This is a genomic window from Streptomyces corchorusii, from assembly GCF_001514055.1.
Classification (GTDB): Bacteria; Actinomycetota; Actinomycetes; order Streptomycetales; family Streptomycetaceae; genus Streptomyces; species Streptomyces olivaceoviridis.
The window spans coordinates 250,672-263,085 of sequence record NZ_KQ948352.1; the positions used below are offsets into that span (position 1 = coordinate 250,672).

Sequence of the window (12,414 nt, forward strand, 5' to 3'; positions counted from 1 at the left end):
GGCGTACCGGGCCTGTGGCCTGTGTACCCCTCCCGCCGACGGGGCGACGCCGTCGGGCTTGCCCCGCGGGGGTGTCATGGGCGACGAAGCGGCTCGGCCCGGCGGCCGGACGCACCGGCCGCGGGTGCGCGACGTGGTGGCCGAGGTGGCCCCGGAGGAACTACCGCTGGTGGCGGGGGTGGCCGGGTTCGACGACGCCACGGTCGTACGGCGGCTGGGCGGCCGGAGCCGGCGCAGCGACACGCTCGGCTTCGGCCTCGGCGAGGTCGCCACGCTGGTGACTCCGGTGGTGTGGCTGGCGCTGCACCAGACTGCGCAGCAGATCGTGGGTACCGCGGTGGACAGCGGGGTCGCCAGGGCGAGATCAGCGCTGCGCAAGCTCTTCCGCCGGCCGGCCGAAGCCGTTCACGGTTCCGCCGCTGAGCCGTGAACGGTCCGCGAACTGCTGATCGGCGCGCAGAAGACGGCGCGGTGGACATCCCGCAGCTCGTCGGCGTGGCCGAGCAGGGCATCCGCTGCTGGAGTCAAGCGCCATGGCATGTATCCGGCCGGGATGGTCCAGACGTACCTGGTCCACCCCGTGGTGCGGGGCGGCAGTGACGTGTGTCGATCGGGGCCTGGGCAGGCGGTTCCCGGGAGCGGCGCAGACATGCTGCCCGAGCAGCCGACCCGCCGCACGACGGCACAGCCCCGTGCGAAATACTCTCCCGATGAGTTCACGCACTTCCCCGATCAGCCAGCCGATCACGATACGGAGGGCCGTCGCGAGGGATGCCAAGCGGCTCACGCGGCTCGTGCGCGGCTCAGGCGCCTACCAGGGCCAGTACGCGGCCGCGGTCGCGGGCTACCGGGTCGGCCCTGACTACATCGAGGCCCATCGCGCCTTTGTGGCCGTCGGCGCCGACGAGCAGGGAGGCCGGGTCCTCGGGTTCTACTCGCTCGTCCTCGCTCCGCCGGAGCTCGACCTGCTGTTCGTCGCCGACGAAGCGCAAGGACGGGGTATCGGACGGCTGCTCGTCGCGCACATGCAGTCCGAGGCCCGGGCCGCCGGGCTCGACCGTGTCAAGGTCGTGTCGCATCTTCCCGCCGAGGACTTCTACCACCGCGCCGGTGCGGTGCGGACCGGGACCGCGCTCGCGAACCCGCCCGCCGTACCGTGGGACCGTCCCGAATTCGAGTTCCGCATCCCTTCGGAATGACGCGCCGTGCCGGTTCGCACGGCTGACGGCGAGCGGCGGTCCCTCCCGCCGACACCCTCGCTTCGCCTGCCGATGCTCGGCACCCCTGTGCCGGTCCGACCGGTACGCCGATCCGACCCACGCTGCGTGCGGCGTGTTCCCGCCGCAGTCGCCCAGTGGCCGCACTGTGACAAAGCGATCGACGCGCGGCGGCTCATCGGGCACCGGGTCCTGGCGCCATCGATGAACTTCGGCCCGTCGACCGCCAACGCCGTCCTCGCGCTCAACGGGAGCCCGGCGGCAGGAACGGATCGAGGAGCGGCGCGTCCGCCGGGCCGGGGAGGCGCTGGCCGCCTCGGCCGGCTGGGCTTCCGCGTCAGGGACGTCACAGCCCGCTCGGCGAGGTCATCGGGGGGACGTGCGGCCGTGGGTGTGCGGCGCTTCGTCCGTGTGTGCCCGCTGGAAGGTTCCGTACAGCAGCCACAGGGCCGGTATCAGCAGCACCGCGCCGCAGGCCAGGGCGATGAGACAGGCGGAGAGCACGGCGGCCTGGGAGGCGGCCTGGCCCACGGTGAGGCTGCCGACCAGCATGGCCGGGTACTGGGCCGCGCCCCATGCCCACAGGATCGCGGCGACGGCCAGCGCAGCCGCTCCCCGGGCCGCGACGTATCGCCGCCGCGTCAGCAGACCGAGGCCCGCGACACCGCTGATCGCGCTGAGAACGACGAGGGGCAGCGCCCGGTGGGTGAGCCCGTGGAACAACTGGGGAGCGTCGGTGTGCAGCACGGCGATCCCGGCCAGGGCGACGGCTCCGCTCGCCAGTCCGCTGGCCACCGCACGGCGGGCGAAGGCCCGCGCCAGTTCCGCGTCGCCCTCGCGGTCGGCGTCCGCGCACAGGTAGACGGCGGCGAGATGCGCGCACGTCAGGACGGCCAGGACACCGCCGAGCGCGGAGGTGGGGTTGAGCCAGCTGGTGATCACGTTCCCCTCGGCGAGGCCGGCCGGCACCCGTCCCGAGGCGACTGCGCCGGCGACGGCGCCGAGGAAGAAGGGGGTGACCAGTGAGGAGACGGCGAAGCACGCACCGAAGAGCCGGCGTTGCCACAGCTCGGTGCTGGCCTTGCGGAAGGCGAAGGCGGCGCCACGGGCGATGATGCCGAGGGCGGCGAGGGTCAGCGGCAGGTAGAGGGTGGACATCACGGCGGCGAAGACCGGTGAGAAACCGGACCAGAGCAGCACGATCACGAAGATGAGCCAGACGTGGTTCGCCTCCCAGACCGGCCCGATGCTGTGCTCGATGAGCCGTCGCTGTGCGTCGCCCCGGCGTGCACCCCCGGCGAGCAGATCCCACACACCGGCACCGAAGTCGGCGCCTCCGAACAGGGCGTAACACGTCAGCCCGACCCACATGACGGCGAGGGCGGTGTCGGCGAGCACGGTGCCTCCAAGGACGGCTGCGGTTCGCTGGCGGTGGAGCCGGGACGAGGGCCGAAGGAAGACCGGTCCCGTCGGAAGTCCCCACGCTGTGGAGTCAGACCACGGGGTACCCCCGCACGTCCGCTTCCTGCGGTGCGGTGGGAACGGCCGTTGCCCGAGCCAGGCGGCGCAGCACGTACACCGTCGCGACGGTCATGGCGGCGTACACCACCAGCACGAGCCACAGGCCCGCCATCAAGCCGGGCGCCGGGTTCACGGCGTCCCGTACGCTCATCACGCCCCAGACGATCCACGGCTGGCGGCCCAGTTCGGTGACGCTCCAGCCGCTCTCCAGTGCCACTACGGACGCCGGTCCGGAGAGGGCGACGAGCAGCAGGAGCAGACGGCTCCCACGCCGGTCGAGGAGTTCACCGCCGTGGCGCCGGGCGCGCCACCACGCCATGAGCAGCCACAGGCCGAGGGCGAGCAGGAAGAAGCCGACGCCGACCATGAGGTCGAAGGCCCAGTGGACGCCGGTGACGGCGGGCCACTGGCTGCGGGGCACCGTGTCCAGTCCCTTGACGACCGTGTCCGTCCGGTAGCCGACCAGTAGGGAGAGTCCGTCGGGGATCTCCAGGCCGTACTTGAGTCCGTCCTGCCCGGCGACGCCGCCGATGGTCAGCGGGACGTGGGAGCCGGTGCGGTACACGCCCTCGATGGCCGCCAGTTTGACCGGCTGGTAGTCGGCCAGGAAGCGGGCGGCCCAGTCGCCCACCACGATCTGGAAGGGGGCGACGACCGCGCCGACGGTGAACGGAATGGCGAAGCCCGCCTTGTGGTAGGCGTCGCGGCGGCCCCGCAGCAGGGCGACGGCGTACACGGCGGCGGTCAGGAACGAGGACACCATGAACGCGGCGAGGATCATGTGCACCGTCTGCGGCGGACTCGCCGGGTTCAGCATCGCCGCCCAGGGGTCCACGTGGACCACCTTGCCGTCGTGCAGCGTGAAGCCGCGGGGTTGGTTCATCCAGGCGTTCGCGCAGACGACGAAGAACGCCGATGCGGTGCCGGCGATCACGATGGGGATGCCCGTGAGCAGGTGCCTGCGGGGCGTCAGCCGGTCCCAGGCGTAGAGGTAGATGCCGAGGAAGATGGCCTCGATGAAGAAGGCGATGCCCTCAAGCGCGAAGGGCAGCCCGATGACCTGGCCGAAGCGTCCCATCAGACCGGGCCACAGCAGCCCCATCTCGAAGCTGAGGATGGTGCCGGACACCGCGCCCACGGCGAACAGCACGCCCATGGCCCGCGCCCAGCGCCGCGCCAGCAGTTGCAGCGCCGGATCGTTCCTGCGGATGCCCAGCCACTCCGTGAGAAGGGTCAGCGCCGGCAGGCCCACCCCGAGGCAGGCCACCACGATGTGCCAGGCCAGCGAGAACCCCATCTGGGCCCGCGCCGCCGACAGGTCCCCCTCCGTCGCGGCACGTGCCAGGACGATGACGGGATGCGTGCCAGGGGCAACAGCGATGTCGTTCACAAGCACTCTCCCGTGCGCCCGAAGACCGTCACCGCAGGCTGCCCCTGTGTCACCGGCATCAGCTTGCGGCCACCTCGGGGTAACCCGCACGAGTCGTGGCAAACCGCATCAGCGGCTCGCCGCCGGAACGCGGGTCCCGAGCCGGACCACGGGCGTGGGCCGCGGCCCCGGCGAGCAGCGTTTCTCGCAGGTCAGAGGGGATTGACCCCGCAGGTGCCCACCCTTGCGCCAAGGCCGGAGGCCCGCCAGCGGAGGCACACCCCATCCCCGTAGCCGGGACTTCTATCGCGCCCATGCCAAGCCGGCGACTCGGAGGGCGAGCGAAGGTCCTTCCTCCTCCGGGTGGACGTCCCGCTCGTCCGTCTCCTGCTCCAAAGGCGACACGGGCTGTCCGTCGAGCAGGTCCCGGACCCGGCGCCGCGCAACGACCAGCGGCGACCGAAGCCGCCCCCGGCTGCTGTTTGCCGTCTGCGCAGGTGGGGACCCGCCTGCCCATGAGTGCTACGCCACGCCCACGCCCGCGGATGCGGCAGAGCCGCCTGCTGTGGCTGCTGGACCGCCTGGAGCGGGAGCCCAGGGGTGACGCGGTGATCGAGGGGATCCGCAAGGGGGTGCGGGCCCTGCCGCTCGGTGACGGACGGGACCTGCTGCACGGCAGGTGGCTGGGGCACCCGGTGCATCCGCTGATGGTGCAGGTGCCGATCGGCAGCTGGTTGTCGGCGGCGGTACTGGACCTGTACCCCGGCCGCTCCCGTGAGGCGGGCCTCCTGGTCGGTGTCGGCCTGGCCTCCGCCGCGCCCGCGGCCCTGGCGGGCTGGGTCGACTGGGCGGAGCTGCACCGCCAGCAGCAGCGTGTCGGTCTGGTGCACGCCCTGGCGAACTCGGCGGCCGTCGGTCTGTACGCCGCCTCGCTGACCAGCCGGGCCAGGGGACGGCACGCGGCTGGCCGGGCCTACGGCTTCCTGGGACTGTCGGCGGTCGCACTCGGCGGCATGCTGGGCGGTCACCTGGCCTACCGCCAGGCGTCCGGCGCCAACCACGCCGAAGAGGTCCCGCACGTCGTCACCCAGGGCTGGCACCGGATCGGAGCCGTGGCGGACTTCCCGGTCGACCGGCCGGTACGGCGCAGCGTGGACGACGTCCCGGTCCTGGTCGTCCGGGAGACCGGAGGGCGGATCCACGCCCTGGCCGAGCGGTGCAGCCACCTCGCCGGACCGCTCTCCGAGGGCACCGTCTCCGACGGCTGCGTCCGGTGCCCGTGGCACGGCAGCGTCTTCCGGCTCTCGGACGGCTGGAACGTCCGCGGCCCGGCCACCGCGCCCCAGCCGTCCTTCGACACCCGGATCACCGACGGTCACGTCGAGATACGCCTGCGCCAACAGGACGGGGACGGGCAGCGACGCACGGAAACGGAAGCCCATGAACACGGCAGCTGACGGCCGCCTCACCCCACGTCTGCACGGGCTGCTGCGGCGCACCGGGAGCCAGTACGCGGCAGGGCACGACCGGCCGCTGGCCGGCTACCTCGCAGCCATGGCGGGTTTCGTTGCGTACACGACGGCCTGGGCCACCGCCGTACGGCTCCGCGGCCGGCCGCTGCCCGACCGGCCCGAGCCGTGGGACGTGGTCCTGACCTCGGTCGCCACGTTCCGGCTCAGCCGACTGCTGACCAAGGCATCGGTCACCAGCCCGCTGCGCGCCCCGTTCACCGAGTACGTCGCCCCGCAGGGCCCGGCCGAAGTGCACGAGGAGGCCAAGTCCGAGGATGCCAGGCACACCGTCGGCGAACTGGCCACCTGCCCCTTCTGCATGAGCGTCTGGGTGGCGTCCACCCTGACCGCCGGCCAGCTCCTGTGGCCGCGTGCGACACGCACCGCCATGGGCACGCTGGCCGCCCTCGCCGGGGCGGACACGCTGCAACTGGCGTACAGCGCGCTGATCGAGAAGACGTCCGGCGAATGACCCGCCGACGCAACGCGGTGGATCCGTCACCACACCGGCGAGGGACGGGCCGGAGCGTGGGCGGGTTCTCTTCACGGCGTCCCCGCTCTGCTGTTGTGCGGGGGCACCGTCCGCGCGGGTGAAGGCGGTGGCAGAGGGTACCCGCCGGGGCATGCTCAAGCGCGCACTGTGGCAGGGACTGCTCGCCGGCGCCGCCGGAGGAGTCGTGATGACCCTCGGTGAGAAGATCGAGCAGTCCGTCACCGGCCGGCCCGACTCCCATGTGCCCGCGCGGGTTCTCCAGCGGCTGACCGGCCTGCCCGAACGTCCCGGCAGACAGCCGCTGCCGCTCAACTGGGTCATGCACTACGGCCTCACCAACGACCAGATCCTCGAAAACGCGACCGGCGTCGGCGCCCTCACCCGCCAGGAGCTCGCCGTGGACCTCCTCCACAAGGCCGTCTACGCCTTCACCACCGGCGCCGTCGCCGACGCCCTCGCCGCCCGCGGCGGACCCGGCCCCGGACAGCGCCACGCTGCCGCCCGCCCCGGCCGCCACACCGGCTTCGGCCCCCTGCCCCGCGGCCACGCCTACGGAGCAGACGGCGGAAAGTGAGGGGGTGTGGAGTGATTCCACCGAGAATCCGCTGATCCGCTCGTGCTCGTCCGCGCGACCTGCGCCTGCAACGGCTGGCAGCGCACCTCCCGGTCGGCCACGAGGTGCCCCAGGTCGTCGCGCGACGGCTCCCGGGTATGTCAGCTCTTCCCCATGGCCTCGGCGGCCTTGACGGCCTTGGCCATGGCGGCGAGGGTCTCTTAGTCGAAGAGGTTGCGGATGTCGCCGTGCCGGCGCACCAGCAGAGCCACTACGTCGATGCCGGGTGCCCAGCGGTCGCGCCCGGACTCCGCGGTCAAGGCTCGCACCCGGGAAGAGGATCTCTGCGAAGGGTTCCGTCCGCCCGGGGGCCCGCACCCGGATTGCAGGCGGACGACAGGATGCCCAGGCTGGAAGGAGCGAGGCCGGGAAGTGGTCGCCGGCCGGCGACCGGCTGGTCACCGTGCCGGTGCGACGTCCCGACGTACGGCAGCGACGACACGTCTCGACGAGGTGGCACATGACATCAGCGACGACGAGCGACGCGGCGGAGGAGTTCCGTCGGCTCAGCGACGACGATCCGGAGCTGCAGGCCCACGGCACGTACTACTCGTGCAGCTTCCTGCTGGACATGGACCCCCACCGGTTCCTCGTGCGGATGCACAAGGGAAAGGTGGACGAACTGATCACCGACCCCGAGCCGTTGGCGGCCTACGACTTCGCGATCCGCGCGGACGCGGAGACATGGCAGGGCTTCTGCCGGGAGACGCCTCCGCCGATGTGCCACGGCATCTGGGCGGCCACGTTCCGGCGGGGCATGCGCCTGGAGGGCGACCTGCTCGTGCTCATGCAGAACCTGCGCTGTGTGACCCGGCAGCTGGAGCTGCTGCGCGTCACGGGCCCCCTCGGGCCGGCAGACGAGGCCGGACCCGCCCCATCCCCCTCGTGAGACATAGGAGCTCCTCATGGTCAGCGGCAGGATCTCCCCGGTCACCGGCCACTACGTCACCATCGACGTGGAGGACGCGCAGTACAGGGTGTTCTACCTGGAGAACGGGCAGGGCACGCCTCTGGTGTGCCAGCACACAGCGGGCTGCCACAACCACCAGTGGCGGGGCCTCCTGGAGGACGAGGAGATCACCGGCCGCTACCGGGTGATCGCCTACGACCTCGCCCGGCACGGCAAGTCGGACCCGCCGTGGAACCAGGAGTGGTGGAAGGAGGAGTACCGGCTCACCGCGGACCACTTCACGTCCTTCATCGTCGCCTTCTGCGACGCCCTCGAACTGCAGGACCCGATCTTCATGGGGTCGTCGTTCGGGGGGAACGTGGCCCTGCAACTCGCCCTGCGGCACCCGGACCGGTTCAAAGCGGTGATCCCCGTCGAGGGCGCGGACTACTCACCCGGCTTCTACCTCGACTGGTGGCAGCATCCCCACGCCAATGCCGCCCAGGTGTGCGCCAGCGGCGTGTGGGACCTCATGGCACCGCAGTCCCCGGAACAGGACCGCTGGGCAACCTGGTTCTACTACACCCAGGGATCGGAGGCGTTCAAGGGCGACCTGTACTTCTACTCGGTCGACCACGATCTGAGGGACCGGCTGGACGACATCGACGGCGACCGGTGTCCCGTGATCATGCTGACCGGCGAGTACGACTACCTCACCACCCCCGAGGACGGGCGCCGGACCGCAGAGGCCATCCGCGGAGCGGAGTTCATCGAGATGAAGGAGATCGGCCACTTCCCGATGAGCGAGAACTACCCGCGCTTCGCCCAATACCTGGGGCAGGCCCTGGAGCGGATCGAGAAGCGGACCGGCTCCTAAGAACGGTGCGGGCTTATGGGCTGGAGCGGATGGCTCGTGACCTTGCTTCCGTCTGGCCTCGTTTGGTTGGAGCAACTCGGCGCATGGCGCCGACGGTGATCGGCTCACCGTTGCTGCGGGCGCTTGCCGACGGAGGGCTTGACTGAGCGATCCCGGTTGTGGAGCGTCACCGTGTGTCTTCTTCTGGCTGGTGGCCGAGGTGGTAGCCCAGGCGCATCTCGTAGTCGCCCGGCTGATTGCGTCCTGCGGCGAGCGCGGCCGGAAGCCTGCGCTTGGACCCCGGCCAGCCGAAGGAGTGCATGTAAAGGTCGTAGGAGGACTGCAGATCCTCTGCTGACGGCAGCGTGTACCGGTTGATTCGCTGCTTCACCGCGGCGATCGATTCTTTGTCGAAGGAGGCGATTCGGCGGGCGAGCGTGTCGACGAGCACATCGAGTTCGCCGTCGCGGACGGTGCGGTTGACCCAGCCGTACCGCTCCGCCAGCTCACCCGGGTAGTCGTCGCTGGACAGGGCCACCTCCAACGCCCGGGCACGGCCGAGCAGCAGCGGCAGATGTTCAAGGCCGCCTCCGCCCGGCAGGTTGCCGTTGGCCGTCTCGGGCTGGCAGAACAGTGCGCGTTCACTGGCGAAACGCATGTCCATCGCCTGGATCATCTCGCTGCCCACGCCTCTGACCCGGCCCCGGACCTTGGCGATCGAGACGACGGGCAGGCGTGACAGGCGGGTGCTGGCATCGATCAGCAGCGGGTATCCGCTTGCGCCCAGTTCCTTGGGAGTCTCAGCTACCCGGGTGGTGTCGTAGTGGTTCAGGAAGTAATCGGGGTTCGCCGACTCGAACACGGCCACCCGCAGCTCCGAAGCGGCCTCCATCTGGTCGACAAGCCTCGGAAGCTCCTTGATCATCTCCGGGGACACCAGGTTGATCGGTGGGCTGTCGAATGTGATCCTCCACAGCCGCCTGGTCTCGGCGGTCACGGAGAAATGGGTCCATTCCTTCACGGATGCGTCTCCTTGGCTTGCACTCGTGTCGCCTGGAAGCAGGTCATACGAACGAGGCGAGGTGTACGGGAGGCCCGGCGGTGCCGGGTCGGGTCCACGCGTCCCGCTCGGTGGTCGGCAGCTGGCCGCAACAGGTGCACCAGTCCGCGGACCGGCGTACGCGACCACCCTTTCACGGCCGCACGCTTCATGGGTTCGGCCCCGGCCGGCAGCCACGCCGGCCGGGGTGTTGAGGCCGGTGCCGTTCACCCGCCATGTAGCAGGCGCCCCGGTGGGTCTGCACGGGCAGCCGGCCGACCCGATACCGAGTTCGAACGGAGTCCTTTCCGCGACGGCGGCCGACTACCGGCAGTTGCTCGTGTGGGCCCGTAAGCGGGGTGCGGTGCGCCGGGCCGGTGCAGAGGGCACCGGCACCTTCGGCGCGGGCCTGTCCCGCTACCCGGGCCGGTTCGCTTCGAAGACCTGAACCTGCTGAGCCAGCCGACCCGCTCGACGCTCAGGCCGCCGCGCGAGCCGTGCTCAGTGGCCGCGCCCGGGCCCGGGTCTGGGCCGTACCCGCCGGCTCGTCGCGGATCGCCACGAGCCGGTGCCGCCGCACGCCCCCGTCCAGAGTGGCGGAAGGCGCGTTCGGAACCGGGCACAGATTCGGGCTGCGTTGCCGACGCGCCCGTTGCGAGCCCCTGGCGTGCCGGGTTACCAGCTGCTGCTGGTCACGCCAGGGAGCTCGCCCGCGTGGGCCATCTCGCGTACGCGGATGCGGGACAGGCCGAATGCGCGCAGGTAGCCGCGGGGGCGGCCGTCCACGGAGTCGCGATTGCGCAGGCGGGTGATGCTGGCGTCGCGGGGATGCCGGCGCAGTTCCCGCTGGGCGGCGGCGCGGTCCTCGTCGGAGCTTCCGGGGAACGCGATGATCGCCTTCAATGCGGCGCGGCGCGCGGCGTACCGGGCCACGACGAGGCGCCGCTGGCCGTCCTTCGCGATCTTGCTCTTCTTCGCCATCAGACCTTCCCCCCACGGGCGCGGATGCGGGCCACCGCGGCCTCGATGCCGATCGTGTCGACCGTCTTGATGCCCTTGGCGGAAAGCGCGAGCCGGACGTGCCGGCCTTCACTCGGCAGCCAGTAGCGCTTGCTCTGGATGTTGGGGTCGAAACGGCGCTTGCTCCGCCGGTGCGAGTGGGAGATGTGATGGCCGAAGCCGGGCTGTCGGCCGGTGAGTTGGCAGTGGGCGGACATGGCTGTTCCTCCTTGGGGTGGATGCGGCAGCACACTAGCGCCAGATGAAAATGAAAACCAATCTCTTGTATGGTGCTGCCCATGGCCCGTAACGAACTGCGCCCGATCATCAAGCTGAGGTCCACCGCCGGCACTGGCTACACCTACGTGACCCGCAAGAACCGCCGTAACAACCCCGACCGGCGCACCCTGCGCAAGTACGACCCGGTCGCCGGCCGCCACGTCGACTTCCGTGAGGAGCGCTGAGAGCCGTGAAGCCCGGAATCCACCCCGCCTACCGCCCGGTCGTCTTCCGTGACCGGGCCGCCGACTACGCCTTCCTCACCCGGTCCACGGCCACGAGCGACAAGACCGTCGAATGGGAGGACGGCAACACCTACCCGGTCATCGACGTCGAGATCTCCTCGGCGAGCCACCCCTTCTACACCGGCACCCAGCGGGTCCTGGACACCGCGGGGCGGGTCGAGCGCTTCGAGCGGCGCTACGGACGCGGACGGAGCAAGCCGTGAACCGGGACGAGGCGCGGCTGCCGGTCGCGATCGTCGCCGGGTTGCACGCCGACGCCCGCCGGGCCGCCGTAGAGCAGATCCTGCGTACGGTCCCCGGCTCGGTCGCGCTGCACCACGACCTGACATCCGCCGCCGACAGGATGGTGCACCGGACGGTACGCGACGCCGACGGCCTGCTGGGCAGCGGCGATGCCCCCCTGGTGAACGACTGCGCCTGCTGCGCACTTCGCGAGGATCTCGTCCCCGAACTATTGAGGCTCGCAGCGGAGGGAACGTACCGGCTGGTCGTCGTGGAACTGTGGGACTCCGTCGAGCCGCAGGCCGCGGCCGGAGTCGTTGCCGCCGCCGGCGCACCGCTGGCCCTGACCGGGGTCGCCACCGTGGTCGACCCGGCACTCGTCCTGCCGTACCTTTCCAACGGCGACGACCTGGCCGACGTCGGCCTCGCCGCCGCGCCGACCGACCAGCGCACGGTCGCCGACACCTTCGCCCGGCAGCTGGAGTACCCCACGGTGATCGCCCTCGGCGACGACGCTTCTTGCGACGAGGTCGCCGACGACACCGACCACGCGCTGCTCGCCCAGCTCACACCAGGCGCACGAAGCGTACGGGTGGAGAGCGGCGGCGCCCTGGGGGCGGCGCTGTCGGCGGGCTTCGACGTGGCAGCGGCCGCGGCCCGTGTGCATCCCGCGTGCGCGCTGCTGCCGCAGTCGTGCGACGAGCACGGCGTGAGCACCTTCGTCTGGCGGCGCGAACGGCCCTTCCACCCGCAGCGCCTGTACGCGGCGCTTGAGGACCTCGCCTGCGCCGCCGCGCGCAGCCGGGGGCGGTTCTGGCTCGCGGACCGCCCCGACACACTGCTGTCCTGGGACGCCGCCGGCGGCGCGCTGTGCGTGGAGTCGGCCGGGCCCTGGCTGGCAGCTCTGCCCGACGCCGCCTGGGAGATGGTGCCCGCCGAGCGCCGCCTCGCCGCCTCCGTGGACTGGCACCCGGAACACGGCGACCGCTGCCAGTACCTCACCTTCACCTCGCCCGGCCTGGACCGCGACGGCCTGTCGGCCCTGCTCGACTCATGCCTGCTCACCGACGACGAGTACGCGGCGGGCAGGGACCGCTGGAAGCAACTCCCGCACGTCTTCGACGACTTGCTCGACCCCGTGACCTGAAAGAGAGGACCGAC

The 12,414-nt window shown here is 71.3% G+C and carries 16 protein-coding genes; 11 read left to right on the forward strand and 5 right to left on the reverse strand.

The features are described 5' to 3' along the window. Positions 1 to 76: 76 nt before the first annotated feature. The gene (locus tag AQJ11_RS05250; RefSeq protein ID WP_244218119.1) at positions 77 to 430 is read left to right on the forward strand and encodes a hypothetical protein; all 354 of its coding nucleotides are present in this window, start codon (positions 77 to 79) and stop codon (positions 428 to 430) included. A gap of 280 nt (positions 431 to 710) precedes the next feature. Then, positions 711 to 1,199, forward strand: coding sequence for a GNAT family N-acetyltransferase (locus AQJ11_RS05255; protein ID WP_078611846.1), 489 nt, complete (start codon positions 711 to 713; stop codon positions 1,197 to 1,199). 384 nt (positions 1,200 to 1,583) lie between these two features. On the opposite strand, the gene AQJ11_RS05260 is transcribed toward AQJ11_RS05255, so the two are convergent. Both AQJ11_RS05260 and AQJ11_RS05265 read right to left on the reverse strand, forming a co-directional pair. After that, complete coding sequence (locus AQJ11_RS05260) at positions 1,584 to 2,615, reverse strand: cytochrome d ubiquinol oxidase subunit II (protein WP_059262037.1); 1,032 nt, start codon at positions 2,613 to 2,615, stop codon at positions 1,584 to 1,586. A gap of 94 nt (positions 2,616 to 2,709) precedes the next feature. Further along, the gene (locus tag AQJ11_RS05265; RefSeq protein ID WP_059262038.1) at positions 2,710 to 4,128 is read right to left on the reverse strand and encodes a cytochrome ubiquinol oxidase subunit I; all 1,419 of its coding nucleotides are present in this window, start codon (positions 4,126 to 4,128) and stop codon (positions 2,710 to 2,712) included. A 524-nt stretch (positions 4,129 to 4,652) separates the two neighbouring features. On the opposite strand from AQJ11_RS05265, the gene AQJ11_RS05270 reads away from it, so the two are divergent. From AQJ11_RS05270 to AQJ11_RS05290, 5 genes are all read left to right on the forward strand, one after another. Then, entirely contained in the window at positions 4,653 to 5,564 is a 912-nt protein-coding gene (locus AQJ11_RS05270) for a Rieske (2Fe-2S) protein (RefSeq protein WP_059262039.1), read from the forward strand. Beyond that, positions 5,548 to 6,090 carry a DUF1360 domain-containing protein gene (locus AQJ11_RS05275; protein ID WP_059262040.1) on the forward strand — a complete coding sequence of 181 codons (543 nt, stop codon included), beginning with the start codon at positions 5,548 to 5,550 and terminating at the stop codon, positions 6,088 to 6,090. The genes AQJ11_RS05270 and AQJ11_RS05275 overlap by 17 nt, the downstream gene beginning before the upstream one ends. A gap of 151 nt (positions 6,091 to 6,241) precedes the next feature. After that, entirely contained in the window at positions 6,242 to 6,685 is a 444-nt protein-coding gene (locus AQJ11_RS05280) for a hypothetical protein (RefSeq protein ID WP_059262041.1), read from the forward strand. Between the two features lie 499 nt (positions 6,686 to 7,184). After that, the gene (locus AQJ11_RS05285) at positions 7,185 to 7,613 is read left to right on the forward strand and encodes a hypothetical protein (protein ID WP_014675916.1); all 429 of its coding nucleotides are present in this window, start codon (positions 7,185 to 7,187) and stop codon (positions 7,611 to 7,613) included. A gap of 16 nt (positions 7,614 to 7,629) precedes the next feature. Beyond that, positions 7,630 to 8,490, forward strand: coding sequence for an alpha/beta fold hydrolase (locus AQJ11_RS05290; protein WP_014675917.1), 861 nt, complete (start codon positions 7,630 to 7,632; stop codon positions 8,488 to 8,490). Between the two features lie 166 nt (positions 8,491 to 8,656). Here the strand turns inward: AQJ11_RS05290 and AQJ11_RS05295 are convergent, their stop codons facing one another. Further along, positions 8,657 to 9,490 (reverse strand): enoyl-CoA hydratase/isomerase family protein, encoded by an 834-nt coding sequence (locus AQJ11_RS05295; protein WP_059262042.1) that lies wholly within the window; start codon positions 9,488 to 9,490, stop codon positions 8,657 to 8,659. 238 nt (positions 9,491 to 9,728) lie between these two features. Between AQJ11_RS05295 and AQJ11_RS05300 the strand changes: the two genes are divergently transcribed. After that, a complete protein-coding gene (locus AQJ11_RS05300; RefSeq protein WP_244218120.1) occupies positions 9,729 to 9,956 on the forward strand; it encodes a hypothetical protein in 228 nt (75 codons plus the stop codon). Between the two features lie 227 nt (positions 9,957 to 10,183). On the opposite strand, the gene rpsN is transcribed toward AQJ11_RS05300, so the two are convergent. Together rpsN and rpmB are read right to left on the reverse strand one after the other, a co-directional pair. Continuing rightward, entirely contained in the window at positions 10,184 to 10,489 is a 306-nt protein-coding gene (gene rpsN, locus AQJ11_RS05305; protein WP_014675920.1) for a 30S ribosomal protein S14, read from the reverse strand. After that, positions 10,489 to 10,725 (reverse strand): 50S ribosomal protein L28, encoded by a 237-nt coding sequence (rpmB, locus tag AQJ11_RS05310; protein ID WP_059262044.1) that lies wholly within the window; start codon positions 10,723 to 10,725, stop codon positions 10,489 to 10,491. Before rpmB ends, rpsN begins: the two co-directional genes overlap by 1 nt. A gap of 81 nt (positions 10,726 to 10,806) precedes the next feature. Here rpmB and rpmG point away from each other — a divergent pair, with 81 nt between their 5' ends. Genes rpmG through AQJ11_RS05325 form a run of 3 tightly spaced genes read left to right on the forward strand, consistent with a single transcriptional unit; the run spans position 10,807 to position 12,400 of the window. Then, on the forward strand, positions 10,807 to 10,971 hold the full coding sequence (gene rpmG / locus AQJ11_RS05315) for a 50S ribosomal protein L33 (protein ID WP_059262272.1): 165 nt from the start codon (positions 10,807 to 10,809) through the stop codon (positions 10,969 to 10,971). Positions 10,972 to 10,976: 5 nt separating this feature from the next. Then, the gene (locus AQJ11_RS05320) at positions 10,977 to 11,234 is read left to right on the forward strand and encodes a type B 50S ribosomal protein L31 (protein ID WP_014675923.1); all 258 of its coding nucleotides are present in this window, start codon (positions 10,977 to 10,979) and stop codon (positions 11,232 to 11,234) included. After that, the gene (locus AQJ11_RS05325; protein WP_059262045.1) at positions 11,231 to 12,400 is read left to right on the forward strand and encodes a CobW family GTP-binding protein; all 1,170 of its coding nucleotides are present in this window, start codon (positions 11,231 to 11,233) and stop codon (positions 12,398 to 12,400) included. Before AQJ11_RS05320 ends, AQJ11_RS05325 begins: the two co-directional genes overlap by 4 nt. Positions 12,401 to 12,414 lie beyond the last annotated feature (14 nt).